The organism is Streptomyces sp. NPDC047130, assembly GCF_040643475.1.
Classification (GTDB): domain Bacteria; phylum Actinomycetota; class Actinomycetes; order Streptomycetales; family Streptomycetaceae; genus Streptomyces.
In genome coordinates, this window is sequence record NZ_JBEYUK010000011.1 from 28,486 (window position 1) to 44,344 (window position 15,859).

The following is a 15,859-nucleotide window of genomic DNA, read 5'->3' on the forward strand; positions in this document are numbered from 1 at the left end:
GGTGTTCGCGGTGCCGGTGATGTTGGCGGTGTTCGCGGTGCCGGTGATGTTGGCGGTGTTCGCGGTGCCGGTGATGTTGGCGGTGTTCGCGGTGCCGGTGATGTTGGCGGTGTTCGCGGTGCCGGCGATGTCGGCGGCGATGCGTTCGGCGTAGACCAGCCCTTCCAGCAGCGAGTTGGACGCGAGCCGGTTGGCGCCGTGGACGCCGGTGCAGGCGACCTCGCCGCAGGCGTACAGGCCGGGGACGGTGGTGCGGCCGGACGCGTCGGTGCGTACTCCCCCGGAGGCGTAGTGGGCGGCCGGGGCGACCGGAATCGGCTCGGTGACCGGGTCGATGCCGTGCGCCCGGCAGGCGGCGAGGATGGTGGGGAACCGGTGCTCCCACATCTCCGCGCCGAAGTGGCGGGCGTCCAGGTACATGTGCTGGGCGCCCTTCTCGCGCATCCGGCGCATGATGCCCTTGGCGACGATGTCCCGCGGCGCGAGCTCCGCGAGTTCGTGCTGCCCGACCATGAAGCGCACGCCGTCCGCGTCGACCAGGTGGGCGCCCTCCCCGCGGACCGCCTCGGAGACCAGCGGCTGCTGGCCCTCGGCGTCCGGGCCGAGGAAGAGGACCGTCGGGTGGAACTGCACGAACTCCAGGTCGCTGACCTCGGCCCCGGCCCGCAGGGCGAGCGCCACGCCGTCGCCGGTGGAGACCGACGGGTTGGTGGTCGCGGAGAACACCTGGCCCATGCCGCCGGTGGCGAGGACCACGGCCGGGGCGTGGACGGCGCCGACACCGTCGTGCGCCCCCTCGCCCATCACGTGCAGGGTGACCCCGGCGGTGCGGCCCTGGGCGTCGGTGAGCAGGTCGAGGACCAGGGCGTGCTCGATGGTGCGCAGGCCGCGCGCCTGCACCGCCTCGACCAGCGCGCGGGATATCTCGGCCCCGGTGGCGTCGCCGCCCGCGTGGGCGATCCGGCGGCGGTGGTGGCCGCCCTCGCGGGTCAGCTCGATCTCACCCGCCTTGTCGGTGTCGAAGCGGGCTCCGGTGGAGATCAGCCGGCGCACCGCCGCGGGGCCCTCGGTGACCAGCAGGCGCACGGCCTCCTCGTCGCAGAGGCCCGCGCCCGCGACGAGGGTGTCGTCGAGGTGCTGTTCGGGGGTGTCGCCCTCGCCGAGGGCCGCGGCTATGCCGCCCTGGGCCCAGCGGGTGGACCCGGCGTCCAAGCGCGCCTTGGTGACGACGACGGTGCGCAGCCCGGCCGCCTCGCAGCGCAGGGCGGCGGTCAGTCCGGCCACACCGGAGCCGACGACGACCACGTCGGCGTCGATGGACCAGCCCGGGGCGGGGGCGGGCAGGCGTATGCCGGTGCGGGTCACAGGTCGTCTCCGTCTTCCGGGCCGGGCTCGGGGGCCTCGCCGGCGGCGAAGGCGAGCGGCAGGTTGTCGATCAGCCGGGTGGAGCCGACCCGGGCGGCCACGGCCAGGACGGCCTCGCCGGTGTACGCGTCGGGCACCTCGGTGAAGTCCGCCGGGTCGACCAGCGCCAGGTAGTCCAGGACCAGCGGGGGCTCCGCCTTGGCGGCCTCGTCGAGCACCAGACGGGCGGCCTCCCGTACGGCGGCGGGACCGGACGCCCGGGCGGCGCCGGCGGCGGCCAGCGCGTGCGCGTCGGCGGCCTCACGGGACTCGCCGAGCCGTTCCAGCGCGGCGGCGCGCGCCTCGCTGGAGGGAACCTCCTGGGCGCGGGCCCGCAGGGCCTCCAGGGCGGCGAGACGGTCCCGGCCGGCGAAGAGGGCGCCGGAGAGGGCCAGCGCGGTGCGCCTCTCGTCGGCGGAGAGGTAGCGGTTGCGGCTGGAGAGGGCCAGCCCGTCGTCCTCCCGGACGGTGGGGACGGCGACGATCTCCACGCCGAAGTTCAGGTCGCGCACCATCCGGCGGATCAGGGCGAGCTGCTGGGCGTCCTTCTGCCCGAAGAACGCGACGTCGGGGCGGGTGAGGTGGAGCAGCTTGCCGACGACGGTGAGCATGCCGTCGAAGTGACCGGGGCGGGAGGCGCCCTCCAGGCGGGCGCCCATGGGCCCGGCGGTGATCCTGACCTGCGGTTCGCCGCCGGGGTAGACCTCGTCGGCCGACGGGGCGAAGACCACGTCGGCACCGGAGGCCGCCGCGATCCGCAGGTCGGAGTCGAGGGTGCGCGGGTAGCGGTCCAGGTCCTCGCCCGCCCCGAACTGCAGGGGGTTGACGAAGACGGTGACCACCACCTCGCCCTGCGGTCCGGCCGCGCGCCGGGCCGTCCGGATCAGGGTGGCGTGGCCCTCGTGGAGGGCGCCCATGGTCATCACCACGGCACGGCGGCCGGTGCGGGGGCGGGCCGCCAGCTCGGCGGCGGTGTGCAGCAGCTCGGGCTTGCCAGCCTGGTTCATCGGGTGTCCTCCCCGTCGTCGCCGGTGGTCCCGTCGGTTCCCCGCGGGCCGTCGGTGCGGTCCGTGCCGTCCTGGCCGAGTACCCCGAGGAGGTCCTCGGCGAGTTCGGGCTTGAGCAGTCCCCCGGCCAGGGCGCGGTCGGCGGTGGCCCGGGCCATCGCCAGGTAGCCGGGCAGTATCTGCGGGGCGTGCCGGCGGAGCTCCTCGATGTGCGCGGCGACCGTGCCCGCGTCGCCGCGGGAGACGGGGCCGGTGAGGGCCGCGTCGCCGGAGCGCAGCGCGTTGTCCAGGGCGGCGCCGAGCAGGGGGCCGAGCATCCGGTCCGGGGCGCCCACCCCGGCCGCGCCCAGGAGTTCCATCGCCTGGGCGACCAGGGTGACCAGGTGGTTGGAGCCCAGGGCCAGGGCCGCGTGGTAGAGCGGGCGGTGGCGCTCCTCGATCCACTCGGGCTCGCCTCCCATCTCCACCACCAGCGCCTCGGCGGCCAGCCGCAGCTCCTCGGGCGCGGTGACGCCGAAGGAGCAGCCGGCCAGGCGCTGCACGTCCACCGCGGTGCCGGTGAAGGTCATCGCCGGGTGCAGGGCGAGCGGCAGGGCGCCGGACCGCAGCGCGGGTTCCAGGACCCCGACGCCGTAACGGCCCGAGGTGTGCGCCACGAGCCGCCCGGGCCGGATGGCGCCGGTCTCGGCGAGCCCCTGGACGAGGCCGGGCAGGACGTCGTCGGGGACGGTGAGCAGGACCAGCTCGGAGCGGGCCAGCACCTCGGCGGGCGTGACCAGCGGGACGCCGGGCAGCAGCTCGGCGGCGCGGCGCCGGGAGGCGTCGGAGACGCCGGAGACGGCCACCGGGCGGTGCCCGGCGAGCTGCAGCGAGGCCGCCAGCGCAGGGCCCACACGCCCGGCGCCCACGACGCCGACGGCGAGCCGCGCGGGGCGGTCCCTGGGGTCGGGAGGAGAGGAGTACTGAGGGTGCTGCGAATGCTGGGTCACGCGACGAGGGCCTTCCCGTTCCAGTCCGCTACGGGTACCGGACGATTTCTCGTCATGTTAACGCGATCCCTTCGGCCGCGACCGGTTGTCCACAGGCTGCGTCCGGCTTCCGCCCGGCGGTGACCCCTGCGGTGGGCTCGGCAGCCGGACGCGCGGAGGTTGTCCACAGGCTCCCGCACGGAGGGTTGATCGGAGGCATGATCCCTCCCATGAACGACAGTGCGAACGACCATCCGACGCGCCATGCCCGGAGGCTGGAGCTGCTCCGGTCACCGGTGCGGACGCTGACCCGGCCCGGCTTCCGGTCGACGCTGCGCGAGCGGCTGGAGGACCTGGCGAAGGAGGCGGGCTCGGTCCACGACCTGGACGAGCCCTCGGACATCTACGGCAGCGGCGTGGTGGAAGCCCTCGAGCACCGGGTGGCCGGTCTGCTGGGCAAGGACGCGGCGGCCTTCTTCCCCTCGGGGACCATGGCGCAGCAGGTCGCGTTGCGCTGCTGGGCCGGGCGGACGGGGAACCGCGCGGTGGCCCTGCATCCGCTGGCCCACCCCGAGCTGCACGAGCGGAACGCGTTCGCCGAGGTCAGCGGCCTGCGGACGCTGCGGCTGACGGACGAGCCCCGGCTGCCGACGCCGGAGGAGATACACGAGCTCGGTGAGCCGTTCGGCGCGCTGATGCTGGAGCTGCCGCTGCGGGACGCCGGTTTCGTGCTGCCCACCTGGGAGGAACTGACGGCCACCGTCCGCGCGGCCCGCGAACTGGACGCGGTCGTGCACATCGACGGCGCCCGGCTGTGGGAATCGACGGTGCACTTCGGCCGGCCGCTGGACGAGATCGCGGGGCTGGCGGACTCGGTGTACGTCTCGTTCTACAAGTCGCTCAACGGCCTTTCGGGCGCCGTGCTGGCCGGTCCGGCCTCGCTGGTCGAGGAGGCCCGGGTCTGGCGGCACCGGTACGGCGGGCAGGTCTTCCAGCAGTTCCCGGCGGCGCTGTCGGCGCTGCTCGGGCTGGAGCGGGAGCTGCCGCGCCTGCCGGAGTACGTGGCGCACGCCAAGGTGGTGGCCGCGGCCCTGGCCGAAGGGCTGGCCGAGGGCGGGCTGCCGTGGGCGCGGGTGAGTCCCGAGCCGCCGCACACCCACCAGTTCCGGGTGTGGCTGCCGTACTCCCCCGAAGCGCTGGAGGAGACGGCGCTCGCCCAGGCCCGGGAGACGGGCGGGCTGCTGTTCGTGGCCGACTGGACGGCCCAGGGGCCCGACATCAGCTACCACGAGACGACGGTCGACTCCGCGGGGCTGGAGTGGACCGCCGAGGAGGTACGGGAAGCGGCCCGGGACTTCGCGGAGCGGCTGCGCACGCGGGGCGCCTGACCAGGAGACCCGCCGGCCAGGGCCGCGAGGCCGCCTGGCCGCGAGGCCGCCTGGCCGCGAGGCCGCCTGGCCGCGAGGCCGCCTGGCCGCGAGCCGCCGGACCTGGAGGCCGGGCGAGGCCGGGCCGGTGAGGCGACCGGTCAGTCGAACCGGATGTGCCGCAGGCTCACCCGGGCCTGGCGGTAGCGGTCGACGAGCGCTCCGCCCCGGTTGGGGCGGAGCGTGAGACCGGCCAGTACGGCGATCCGGTCGGCGGTCTTCGGGACGGTGAAGTCGTCCGTCCACAGGTGCTCGGCGAACTCGGGCTCCTTGAGCCGTTCCAGCGTCGCGTCGAGCCGCTCGACGGCCCAGCTCTCGGAGCGGCGCGGCTTCCGCCGTCCCGCGAAGTGCCCCAGCAGTCGTCCGAGGCCGCGTTCGCGCAGTCGCCGCAGCACGGTCTCCCGTTGTGCGAGGAGGGTGAAGTGCCGTACGTCGTTTCCCAGTTCGCCGAGCCGTCCGACGGTCTGGGCGAAGTACTCGGGATCCGTCACCGTCATGGGGGCGATCACCACGCCCTCGTGGCGGGTCAGCGCGAGGTCGAGCACCTCCACCACGCCCTGCCGCCACGAGGCCAGGTCCTGGAAGTCGCCGCGCAGGGCGGGCGGCATCATCCGGCGCAGGCCGAAGCCGAGGTGCTCCGGGTCGCAGATCACGCTCCCGGGCAGCCGTCGGTGTATCTCGTGCGCGGTCTGTGTCTTGCCGCCCCCGAAGGGGCCGTTGATCCACAGGAGCATGGGCAGAATCTAGTGGCCGCACGGCCCTCGCGGGCCCGGTCGGGGCAATCCGGGGCGCCCGGGTCCGGAAGGGAGCCCCACGGCGGGGTGGTCCGCGGTCCCGCGTCAGCCGAGTCCGCCGGCCCGGACCAGGCCCGTCTCGTAGGCGAGGACCACCACCTGGACGCGGTCGCGCAGCCCGAGCTTGGTGAGGATGCGCCCCACGTGCGTCTTCACGGTGGCCTCGGACAGCACCAGCCGGGCGGCGATCTCACCGTTGGACAGCCCCTGGGCGACCAGCACCATCACCTCCCGCTCCCGTGCGGTGAGCCGGGCCAGCTCCTCGTCGCGGGCCCGCGACCGTTCGTCCGGGGCGCCCGGCAGCATGGGCGCGAACCGGTCCAGCAGCCGCCGGGTGGTGGACGGGGCGACCACCGCGTCACCGCTGTGCACGGCCCGGATGGCGGCCAGCAGGTCGCCGGGCGGGACGTCCTTCAGCATGAAGCCGCTGGCGCCGGCGCGCAGTGCGGAGAACGCGTACTCGTCGAGGTCGAAGGTCGTCAGGATCAGGACCTTGGGCGCGTCGGCCTCCGCGCAGACCCGCCGGGTGGCCTCCACGCCGTCCATGCGCGGCATCCGCACATCCATCAGCACCACGTCCGGCCGTGCCGCGGCCAGAACGCGGAGCGCCTCCTCGCCGTCACCGGCCTCGGCGACGACCTCCATGTCGGGCTGGGCGTCCAGCACCATCCGGAAACCGGTGCGCAGCAGTGCCTGGTCGTCGACGAGCATCACGCGAATCGTCATCGGTTCCTCGGGTTCGGTAGGGGGAGCGGGGGCGGGTGCGGGCGCGCTGTGCCGTCGGGAGGCGGATCGCCAGGTGGCCGGTCGTCGGGCGGCGGAGCGTCGGGTGACCGGTCGTCGGGCGGTGGGTCGTCGGGCGCTGTGCTGTCGGGCGGCGGGTCGGCCGGCGGCGGGCGGAGGTCAGAGAGCGGGTCTGAGGGGCAGCAGCGCGCTGATGCGGAAGCCGCCGCCGGGCAGCGGGCCGGCGTCGAGGGTTCCGCCGACCATGCCGACGCGCTCCCGCATGCCGATCAGCCCCTGACCGTGGCCGTCCGCGCCACCCGCGGCGCACAGTTCGGGCGGCGCCCCCCGGCCGTCGTCCTCGACCAGCAGGCCGAGCCCGTCGTCGAAGTAGACCAACCGCACCCCGGCGCCCGCGTCCGGGCCCGCGTGCTTGCGGACGTTGGTCAGCGCCTCCTGCACGATCCGGTAGGCGGTGAGCTCCACGCCGCTCGGCAGCGGGCGGGGGCTGCCCTCGACCTTGAAGTCGACGGTCAGGCCCGCGCCCCGGCACTGCTCGACCAGCTCCTCTATCTGCGCCACGTCAGGCTGCGGCACGTACTCGCCGCTCTCCGGCTGCTCGCCGGTGCGCAGCACGCCCAGCAGCCGCCGCATCTCCGCCAGCGCCTGCCGGCCGGTGACCGAGATGGTCTCCAGGGCCTTCCTGGCCTGGTCGGGAGCGGTGTCCATCACATAGGCGGCGCCGTCGGCCTGGACCACCATCACCGACACGTTGTGCGCCACCACGTCGTGCAGCTCGCGGGCTATCCGGGCGCGCTCGGCGGCGACGGCGATCTTGGCCTGGCTCTCCCGCTCGCGTTCCAGCCGGGCGGCCCTCTCCTCCAGCTGCGCGAAGTAGGCGCTGCGGGTGCGCCGGGCGTCGCCGAGCAGCCAGGCGAAGGCCAGGGGCACGGTCTGGAAGACCATGATCACCAGGTTGCCCAGCAGGGTGGACCGCTCCTCCGGCCAGCGCAGCTGCACCATCGGCGCCGCCAGGAGGGCCACGGCCAGGGCCGCCCTGGAGGCCCGGACGGTCCCGGACACGGCGACGGAGTAGATCACCAGCAGCAGCGCGAAGTCGGCCGGGAACACGGGCACGCCGACCAGCAACTGGACGACCCCGGCCGCGGTGGCGAGCATCAGCATCCGCTCCGGCATCCGGCGGCGCAGGGCCATCGCCACACCCATGGCCAGGGTCAGCGGCACCGTCGCCGACCGGTCCCAGGGAGCGCCCGCCGGGCCGGCGGCCGCCATGGTCAACGACACCAGGACGAGCAGGACCGCCCAGAAGCCGTCCACCCAGGGCTGGTGGGAGCGGAAGAATGCGTAGAGGCGCTGCACCCATACAGGGTAGGGATGTCCGGCGCCTCCGGAAGTCAGCCGGGCGGCCGATCCCCGCGGGCCGGACGTACGCCCGCAGGGGGACCCGGCCGGCCGCGGAGCCCCGGGACGGCCGGGTCCCCTAGCCTTGCGGCGTGGACGAGGCGGAACGGCGGGCGGACGAGGCGCGCGGATGGCGGGAGACCGCCCAGGAGGCGCTGTACGGTCCCGGCGGCTTCTACCGGCGGCCCGAGGGCCCCGCGGGCCACTTCCGCACCTCGGTGCACGCCTCCCCGCTCTTCGCCGCCGCGGTCGCCCGGCTGCTGTGCCGGGTGGACGAGGCACTGGGCCGCCCTGAGGGCCTGGCCTTCGTGGACATGGCCGCCGGCCGGGGCGAGCTGGCCTCCGGGGTGCTGGCCGCGCTGCCGCCCGACGTGGCCGCCCGCACCCGGGTGTACGCGGTGGAGGTGGCTGACCGCCCCGCGGGTCTCCGGGAGGGGATCGAGTGGCTGGACGCCCCACCGCGGGGCGTGCGCGGGCTGCTGTTCGCCAACGAGTGGCTGGACAACGTGCCGGTGGACGTCGCGGCGAACGACGGCAACGGCGTCCCGTGCCGGGTCCTGGTGCGCCCGGACGGCACCGAGGTCCTCGGGGAGCCGGTCGCCGGCGAGGAGGCCGCCTGGCTGGAGCGCTGGTGGCCCCTGCCGCCCGAGGAAGGGCTGCGGGCCGAGATCGGCCTGCCCCGGGACCGGGCCTGGGCCGGCGCGGTCGCCTCCCTGGACCGGGGGCTCGCGGTGGCCGTGGACTACGCCCACACCGCCGGCGCCCGCCCCCCGTTCGGGACGCTCACGGGATTCCTGGAGGGCCGTGAGGTCGCGCCCGTCCCGGACGGCAGCCGCGACCTGACCGCCCACGTGGCCCTGGACGCCTGCCTGCTGCCCGGCGGTCGCCTGCTCCCCCAGCGGGAGGCGCTGCGGGCCCTGGGCGTCACCGGGGCCCGGCCGCCGCTGGCGACGGCGTCCACCGACCCGGCCGGCTACGTCCGCGCCCTGGCCTCGGCGTCCGAGGCGGCGGAACTCACCGCCCCGGGCGGGCTGGGGGACTTCACCTGGCTGCTCCAGCCGGTCGGTCTCCCTGGCCTTCGGGCCGGCCGCCCTGACCTTCGGGCCGGCCGCCCTGACCCCCGCGCCGGTCTCCCGGACCCCCGCGCGGGCCTCCCGGACCCTCTGGCCGGTCTTCTGGACCCGCCGGCCGGCTGACGCGGGCGCGGCAGCCCGGCGCATGGGCCGGTGCCGCTACTTGTCGATGTCCCCGACCACGAAGAAGAGCGAGCCGAGGATCGCCACCATGTCGGCCACCAGCGTGCCCGGCAGCAGCTCGGCGAGCGCCTGGATGTTGTTGTACGACGCCGACCGCAGCTTCAGCCGGTACGGCGTCTTCTCCCCGCGCGAGACCAGGTAGTAGCCGTTGAGGCCGAGCGGGTTCTCGGTCCACGCGTAGGTGTGGCCCTCCGGCGCCTTCAGCACCTTCGGCAGCCGCTGGTTGACCGGCCCCGGCGGCAGCTCGGCCAGCCGGTCCAGGCAGGCGTCGGCCAGGGCGAGCGAGTTGTGGGTCTGCTCCAGCAGGCACTCGAACCGGGCCAGGCAGTCGCCCTCCTGACGGGTGACCACCTGCAGCACGTCGCCGAGCTCGCCGTACGCCAGGTACGGCTCGTCGCGGCGCAGGTCGAAGTCGACCCCGGAGGCACGGGCGATCGGCCCGCTCACCCCGTAGGCGTGCACCGCCTCCGCGCTCAGCACCCCCACCCCGCGGGTCCGGCCGCGGAAGATCTCGTTGCCGAGCACCAGGTCGTCGAAGACGTCCATCCGGGACCGCACGGCCGCGATCACGGAGCGGACCCGGTCCGTCCAGCCGAGCGGCAGGTCCTCCTTGAGGCCGCCGACCCGGTTGAACATGTAGTGGATGCGTCCGCCGGAGACCTCCTCCATGACGCGCTGGAGGTCCTCGCGCTCGCGGAAGGCGTAGAACATCGGGGTGATGCCGCCGAGTTCCAGCGGATAGGAGCCCAGGAACATCAGGTGGTTCAGCACCCGGTTGAGCTCGGCGAGCAGGGTGCGGATCCACACCGCCCGGTCCGGGACCTCCATGCCGAGCATCCGCTCGACCGCGATCACCACGCCCAGTTCGTTGGAGAACGCCGAGAGCCAGTCGTGACGGTTCGCCAGCATGATGATCTGCCGGTAGTCACGGGCCTCGAAGAGCTTCTCCGCGCCGCGGTGCATGTACCCGATCACCGGTTCGGCGGCGGTGATCCGCTCCCCGTCCAGCACCAGGCGCAGGCGCAGCACCCCGTGCGTGGAGGGGTGCTGGGGGCCGATGTTGAGCACCATGTCGGTGGTCTCGGCGGCGGCGCCGATGCCGACCGTGGTCTGCGTCGTGGACGTCATGGCTTCAGTCTGGCCTACCGCGAGGGCACGGGGACGGGGCAGGGCGGCAACGGAGCGGCCGGGACCGGCAGCGGGCGGCCCGAGGCGTGCGGCCGCCGTGCGGTCCCCTCCACCACCCCGCGCCCGGCGGGTCAGGAGGCCGCGTGCAGGTCGTCGTCCTGCGCGTCGACGTCGATCACCCGGCCGACGTCGGCCCGGTGCGAGGACGCGATCAACGGCTGCGCGGGGGCGGGCGGCGCCGACTGCTCCGTGTACGGCCGCGCGAGCGGAGGCTGCGGGACCGAGGACCGGGGAAGGGGCGCCGGCGACGGGGCGGGAGCAGGGACATGGGCAGGGGCAGGGGTGGTGGCGGGGGTGAGGCCCTGCGGGCGGTGGTCCTCCGCATGGTCCGTCCGCTGGGTGCCGAAGAAGTCGAAGCCCCCCTCGGTCGCCGGACGGCGCGGGGCGGGGGCCGCGGGGACGACGGCGACGGCGGTGGGCACGGTGAAGTGCCCACCCGCGGGAGGGGCCGACCCGGCCGGTGCCGCGCCGGCGGCATCGGCACCACCCGGCTCGCCCGGCGCCTGCCCGGCGTGGTCCCCGACGCCCGTACCGCCCTCGGCGTCCGTGGGGTTTCCGGGGTTTCCGCCCTCAGGGGCGTTCGCGGCGGCGGCATCCGCACCGGCGTACGGGTCGGCGGAGGGCGTCTCGGCCGCGGCCACCCTCGCCCCGAGGGCCTGCTCGCCCTCCCCGCCACCGTCCGTACCGCCCGCGACGACCCCGGCACCGGGACCCGCGGCCCCCGCGAACCCCGACGGCTCACCGTCGGCAGCCGCACGGGCGCCGTCGCACCCCTCCGCCCCGTCCGGGCCGAGCTCCACGGCACCCGGGCCGAAGACGGCGCCCTCCGCGACCGCGGCCTCCGCGCCCTCGCCAACGGCCGCGTCCGCCGTACCGGCCGCACCCGCCGCGCCATCGCCCCCGACGAACTCCAGGTCCTCGGCCCGCTCGGCCTCCTCCAGAACGGCGTCCTCGGGCAGAACCGCGTCCTCAGGCACGACGTCCTCGGCCGGCGCCGCGTCCTCAGGCACGGCCGCGTCCTCGGCCAGGGCGGCCTCCTCGGCCGCGCGGCGTTCCACCGCCTCCAGCGCCTGCTGCGCCTGGCGGAACAGCGTCCCGCCCTCCGACGAGAAGGGCCGTACCGGCTCGGGTACCGGCGCGGGGCCGAGCGCCGGGGCCTCCCGCACCGGGGGCAGCTCCCGGACCGGGGCAGCCGCCCCGATCTCCAGCTGACGCCGTCCCTCGAGCGCGCTGGCCCGCTCCGTCTCCGCCGTGGCGTACCGCCGCAGCAGCGCCGCGTGCTCGTTGCGCAGTGCCGCGAGTTCGGCCCGCTTGGACCGCAGCCGCTGCTCCAGCTTGATCCGGAGCTCGCGGCCCTCCTCCAGGTCCGCCTCCAGCTCGGCCACGCGCTCCTCGTGCTGCCACTCGGCACTGGCCTTCGCACGCTTCAGCTCGGCGACGTTCAGACCGGCGGCCGAGTCCCAGCGGCGGAGGGTCACCGCCGCGGCCACGCCGACCCCCGCGGCGACCGCGGTCGTCAGCCGCAGCAGCAGCGGTTCGGCGGCGAACCACGGGACCACGGCGCAGACCACGGAAACGGCAGCGAACGCCGACGGAGGCAGGAGCCTGTGCAGAGGCGGGGAATGGCGATGACGTCCTCGTGGCATGGCCAGAAACTTACCGCGCGTAGGCGGTCGAAGAAGCTCGGGAAGGCAAAATCGGCACCCGCTTTCCGTCCGGACATTCCCGTTTCTTGATCAATTCGGTGGAGAGCCCGCCGCCCGTCCCCATTTGCGCCTCCCGGGGGCGCTTGCCCGGGGTCGGCGGGGTCCTGCCCGGACGCCTAGGCTGGGTCGCATGAGCGAGAAGTGCGTACGCGGCCACGTGGCGGGCCTTCCGGCGTGGGACCGCTGCGCGGTCATGGGCGTGGTCAACGTGACCCCGGACTCCTTCTCCGACGGCGGCCGGTGGTTCGACACCACCGCGGCGATCAAGCGCGGCCTGGACCTGGCCTCGCAGGGCGCCGACCTGGTCGACGTCGGCGGCGAGTCCACCCGCCCCGGAGCCACCCGGGTCGACGAGGACGAGGAACTGCGCCGGGTGGTCCCGGTCGTCCAGGGCCTGGCCTCCGAAGGGGTCGTCGTCTCGGTCGACACGATGCGCGCCTCGGTCGCGGAGCAGGCGCTGGCCGCGGGCGCGCTCCTGGTCAACGACGTCAGCGCCGGCCTCGCCGACCCGGCGATGATCCCCACGGTCGCCGCCGCGGGCGCGCCCTTCGTGGTGATGCACTGGCGCGGCCTGCTGGAGGGCGCGAACATCCCCGGCCGCTACACCGACGTGGTCCGCGAGGTGGCCGACGAGATCGACGCCCGGGTGGACGCCGCCGTGGCGGGCGGCATCGCCCCCGAGCGGATCGTGGTCGACCCCGGACTCGGCTTCTCCAAGGGCGCCGAGGACGACCTCGCCCTGCTCGCCCACCTGGACCGGCTCTTCGGACCGGGACGGCCCGTCCTGGTCGCCGCGTCCCGCAAGCGGTTCCTCGGGCATGTGCTGGCGGGCGCCGACGGAACCCCGCCGCCCGCCCGGGAGCGCGACGCCGCGACCGCCGCCGTCTCGATGCTCGCCGCCCAGCGGGGGGCCTGGGCCGTGCGCGTCCACGAGGTCCGGGCCTCGGCCGACGCGGTGCGCGTCGCCGCCGCCGTCGAGAAGGCCGGGTGATCGCGTGAGCACCGCGCACACGGACGTGGAGCAGGTCGAGCTCGCCAACACCGCCTTCTACGAGGCGATCGAGCGGGGCGACTTCGACGAGGTCTCCGCCCTCTGGCTCTCCCCCGCCGACCTCGGCGTCGACGAGACGTACCACGACCCGGCGGAGACCGGGGTGATCTCCTGCGTCCACCCGGGCTGGCCGGCCCTCAACGGCCGCGGCGAGGTGCTGCGGTCGTACGCCCTGATCATGGCGAACACGGACTACATCCAGTTCTTCCTGACCGACGTGCACGTGTCGGTCACCGGCGACACGGCGGTGGTCACCTGCACCGAGAACATCCTGAGCGGCGGCCCGCCCCCGGAGACGGGCGACGACCCGGGCCCGCTGGTCGGGCAGCTGGTGGTGGCGACCAACGTGTTCCGGCGCACCCCCGCCGGCTGGAAGCTGTGGTCCCACCACGCCTCCCCGGTCCTCACCGAGTCCGATGACGACGACGAGCCGGAGGAACCCGACATTCCGGTGTGACTCCACCACCGGTGATTGAGGTCGCGCAGCACGGGGTAGAGGCCGTCTCCGGCTGGTCCCTGGCCCCCCGACGAGGAGGAACGTCGCCGCCCACGGGTAGATTCTGTGAAGTGGGCGCCCTCGCGCACCCGGCGCGGAACCAGCCCTTCCCCCCATGACTGCAGGAGTGATCGTTGTGGATCGTGTCGCGCTTCGCGGCCTCAAGGGCTTCGGCCACCACGGCGTGTTCCCCGAGGAGCGCGAGACGGGCCAGACCTTCGTCGTGGACGTCGTCCTCGGGCTCGACACGCGTCCCGCCGCCGCCGACGACGACCTGACGAAGACGGTCCACTACGGCATCCTCGCCGAGGAGGTCGTCGCCGTCGTCGAGGGCGAGCCGGTCGACCTGATCGAGACGCTCGCCGAGCGCATCGCCGGCACCTGCCTCGCCAACGACCTGGTCCAGGAGGTCGAGGTGTGCGTCCACAAGCCGGGCGCGCCCGTGACCGTGCCGTTCGACGACGTGACCGTCACCATCAACCGGAGCCGTGTATGACCCCCTCGCGTTTCCCCGGGGCACCCGACCCCACGGTCCAGCCGGTTCCGGTGTCCGTCGTCGAGACGGTGGACGCCGCGGACTCCACGCTCAGCAACCCCCGGTGGGCGGTCTTGTCGGTCGGATCCAACCTCGGGAACCGGATGGAGAACCTGCAGGGCGCCGTGGACGCGCTCGAGGACACGCCGGGCATCCGCATCAAGGCGGTGTCGCCCGTCTACGAGACGGCCCCCTGGGGCGTCGAGCCCGGCAGCCAGCCGAACTACCTGAACGCCGTCGTCGTCCTCAGGACCACCCTGCCGCCGTCCTCCCTGCTGGAGCGTGCGCAGGCGGTCGAGGAGGCGTTCCACCGCACGCGCGGCGACCGCTGGGCGGCCCGGACGCTCGACGTGGACATCGTCAGCTACGAGGGCCGGGTGTCCGACGACCCCGCGCTCACGCTGCCGCACCCGCGTGCCCACGAGCGCGCCTTCGTGCTGGCGCCGTGGCTGGACGTGGACGACTCCGCGGAGGTCCCCGGGCACGGACCCGTCGCCGACCTGCTGACCGTTGTCACCCGAGAAGGTGTGGTGCGCCGGGAGGACCTGGAACTCCGGCTGCCCGAATGACGTTGAGAGGCACCGTGAGAGAGCTGCGGATCAGGACCCTCGCCCTGGCGTTCGTCGCCGTCGGAGTGCTCGCCTGGGCGGGCGCCCGCCTGTGGCAGGCGTTCGGGTCGCTGCCGGGTGTGCCGGCCGCGGCTCCGTACGTGCTCGCGCTGATCGCCGTGGTCCTGCTGGGCGGAGCGCTGGTGCTGCGGGCGCGGCTCAAGGCCCAGCGCGAGCGGCGTCCGGACGCCAAGGGCGTCGACCCGCTGCTGGCCACCCGCGCGGTGGTGTTCGCCCAGTCCGCGGCCCTGGTGGCGGCGCCGGTCGCCGGGCTCTACGCGGGCGTGGGCGCGTTCCTGCTGGAGTTCCTGGAGATCCCCGCGCGCCGGGACCAGGCGCTCACCGCGGGCTTCGCGGCGCTGGCGGGCATCGCGGTGGTCGCCGCGGGGCTCTACCTCCAGCACGTCTGCCGGCTCCCCGAGGACGAGGACGAGGCCTGACCCCGCCCGCCCGGCGGCCGGGCCGTCACGCCTACGGGGGCGGGGAACGCCCGCCCCCGCGTGTCCCCCGCCCCCGTGTCCGCGTGACGGGCGGCCCGCCGCCTCAGCGGGCCATGATGAGGCTCATCGCCTCCGCGCGGGTGGCGGAGTCCCGCAGCTGCCCGCGGACCGCGGACGTTATCGTCTTCGCCCCCGGCTTGCGGATCCCTCGCATGGACATGCACATGTGCTCGCACTCCACGACCACGATGACGCCGCGCGGCTCGAGGATCTCCATCAGCGAGTCCGCGATCTGCGTGGTCATCCGCTCCTGCACCTGCGGCCTGCGCGCGTAGACGTCGACCAGCCGCGCCAGCTTGGAGAGCCCGGTGATCTTGCCGGAGGTGGACGGGATGTACCCCACGTGCGCCACGCCGCGGAACGGCACCAGGTGGTGCTCGCAGGTCGAGTAGACCTCGATGTCCTTGACCAGCACCATCTCGTCGTGGCCCAGGTCGAACGTGGTGGTCAGCACGTCCTCCGGCTCCTGCCGGAGACCGGCGAAGATCTCCTTGTAGGCCCGCGCCACCCGCGCCGGCGTCTCCCGAAGCCCCTCGCGGTCAGGGTCCTCGCCGACCGCGATCAGCAGTTCCCGGACGGCGTTCTCGGCCCGCTTCTCGTCGAAGGCGCCGATCGTGCTCTCGCCGTCCAGCGTCACGGGGTCGGTCATGTGAAGTGCCTCGTTCCTCGGCCTGACTGTGCAAAGTGCTGACGGGGCGGACGGCTGACTGCTGACCGCCGGCCGTCGCCTGCGCGCAACGGCGCGCCCCCCAGGCTAGAACCTGGGGGGCGCGA

At 74.8% G+C, this 15,859-nt stretch carries 16 protein-coding genes; 7 read left to right on the forward strand and 9 right to left on the reverse strand.

Features of this window, described 5'->3' with window-relative positions:
• From ABZ836_RS15660 to ABZ836_RS15670, 3 genes are all read right to left on the reverse strand, one after another.
• The coding region (locus tag ABZ836_RS15660; RefSeq protein ID WP_361142433.1) for an L-aspartate oxidase at positions 1 to 1,365 on the reverse strand (1,365 nt) is incomplete at its 3' end.
• Positions 1,362 to 2,411 carry a pantoate--beta-alanine ligase gene (panC, locus tag ABZ836_RS15665; protein ID WP_361142436.1) on the reverse strand — a complete coding sequence of 350 codons (1,050 nt, stop codon included), beginning with the start codon at positions 2,409 to 2,411 and terminating at the stop codon, positions 1,362 to 1,364. The genes ABZ836_RS15660 and panC, both read right to left, overlap by 4 nt.
• Positions 2,408 to 3,400: a DUF2520 domain-containing protein gene (locus ABZ836_RS15670; protein ID WP_361142439.1), complete on the reverse strand. Its 993-nt coding sequence runs from the start codon at positions 3,398 to 3,400 to the stop codon at positions 2,408 to 2,410. Before ABZ836_RS15670 ends, panC begins: the two co-directional genes overlap by 4 nt.
• Positions 3,401 to 3,609: 209 nt before the next feature.
• Between ABZ836_RS15670 and ABZ836_RS15675 the strand changes: the two genes are divergently transcribed.
• A complete protein-coding gene (locus ABZ836_RS15675; protein WP_361142442.1) occupies positions 3,610 to 4,767 on the forward strand; it encodes a beta-eliminating lyase-related protein in 1,158 nt (385 codons plus the stop codon).
• Positions 4,768 to 4,907: 140 nt separating this feature from the next.
• On the opposite strand, the gene ABZ836_RS15680 is transcribed toward ABZ836_RS15675, so the two are convergent.
• From ABZ836_RS15680 to ABZ836_RS15690, 3 genes are all read right to left on the reverse strand, one after another.
• The gene (locus tag ABZ836_RS15680) at positions 4,908 to 5,540 is read right to left on the reverse strand and encodes an AAA family ATPase (protein WP_361142445.1); all 633 of its coding nucleotides are present in this window, start codon (positions 5,538 to 5,540) and stop codon (positions 4,908 to 4,910) included.
• A gap of 105 nt (positions 5,541 to 5,645) precedes the next feature.
• Positions 5,646 to 6,326, reverse strand: a complete 681-nt coding sequence (locus ABZ836_RS15685) for a response regulator transcription factor (RefSeq protein ID WP_356137513.1) — start codon at positions 6,324 to 6,326, stop codon at positions 5,646 to 5,648.
• 177 nt (positions 6,327 to 6,503) lie between these two features.
• Positions 6,504 to 7,703: a sensor histidine kinase gene (locus tag ABZ836_RS15690; RefSeq protein WP_361142448.1), complete on the reverse strand. Its 1,200-nt coding sequence runs from the start codon at positions 7,701 to 7,703 to the stop codon at positions 6,504 to 6,506.
• Between the two features lie 134 nt (positions 7,704 to 7,837).
• Between ABZ836_RS15690 and ABZ836_RS15695 the strand changes: the two genes are divergently transcribed.
• Complete coding sequence (locus ABZ836_RS15695) at positions 7,838 to 8,941, forward strand: SAM-dependent methyltransferase (RefSeq protein ID WP_361142451.1); 1,104 nt, start codon at positions 7,838 to 7,840, stop codon at positions 8,939 to 8,941.
• 36 nt (positions 8,942 to 8,977) lie between these two features.
• On the opposite strand, the gene ABZ836_RS15700 is transcribed toward ABZ836_RS15695, so the two are convergent.
• Positions 8,978 to 10,129: an NADH-quinone oxidoreductase subunit D gene (locus ABZ836_RS15700; protein WP_356137519.1), complete on the reverse strand. Its 1,152-nt coding sequence runs from the start codon at positions 10,127 to 10,129 to the stop codon at positions 8,978 to 8,980.
• A 131-nt stretch (positions 10,130 to 10,260) separates the two neighbouring features.
• Complete coding sequence (locus ABZ836_RS15705; protein WP_361142454.1) at positions 10,261 to 11,748, reverse strand: hypothetical protein; 1,488 nt, start codon at positions 11,746 to 11,748, stop codon at positions 10,261 to 10,263.
• A 277-nt stretch (positions 11,749 to 12,025) separates the two neighbouring features.
• Between ABZ836_RS15705 and folP the strand changes: the two genes are divergently transcribed.
• The 5 genes from folP to ABZ836_RS15730 all read left to right on the forward strand — a co-directional run bounded on the left by folP (position 12,026) and on the right by ABZ836_RS15730 (position 15,025).
• Positions 12,026 to 12,886: a dihydropteroate synthase gene (folP, locus tag ABZ836_RS15710; protein ID WP_356137523.1), complete on the forward strand. Its 861-nt coding sequence runs from the start codon at positions 12,026 to 12,028 to the stop codon at positions 12,884 to 12,886.
• Positions 12,887 to 12,890: 4 nt separating this feature from the next.
• A complete protein-coding gene (locus tag ABZ836_RS15715; RefSeq protein ID WP_356137525.1) occupies positions 12,891 to 13,403 on the forward strand; it encodes a nuclear transport factor 2 family protein in 513 nt (170 codons plus the stop codon).
• A gap of 175 nt (positions 13,404 to 13,578) precedes the next feature.
• Positions 13,579 to 13,938, forward strand: coding sequence for a dihydroneopterin aldolase (gene folB, locus ABZ836_RS15720; RefSeq protein ID WP_356137527.1), 360 nt, complete (start codon positions 13,579 to 13,581; stop codon positions 13,936 to 13,938).
• Positions 13,935 to 14,546, forward strand: a complete 612-nt coding sequence (folK, locus tag ABZ836_RS15725) for a 2-amino-4-hydroxy-6-hydroxymethyldihydropteridine diphosphokinase (protein WP_356137529.1) — start codon at positions 13,935 to 13,937, stop codon at positions 14,544 to 14,546. Before folB ends, folK begins: the two co-directional genes overlap by 4 nt.
• 14 nt (positions 14,547 to 14,560) lie before the next feature.
• Positions 14,561 to 15,025 carry a DUF3180 domain-containing protein gene (locus ABZ836_RS15730; protein ID WP_356137531.1) on the forward strand — a complete coding sequence of 155 codons (465 nt, stop codon included), beginning with the start codon at positions 14,561 to 14,563 and terminating at the stop codon, positions 15,023 to 15,025.
• A 103-nt stretch (positions 15,026 to 15,128) separates the two neighbouring features.
• Here the strand turns inward: ABZ836_RS15730 and folE are convergent, their stop codons facing one another.
• Entirely contained in the window at positions 15,129 to 15,734 is a 606-nt protein-coding gene (gene folE / locus ABZ836_RS15735) for a GTP cyclohydrolase I FolE (RefSeq protein WP_361142461.1), read from the reverse strand.
• Positions 15,735 to 15,859 lie beyond the last annotated feature (125 nt).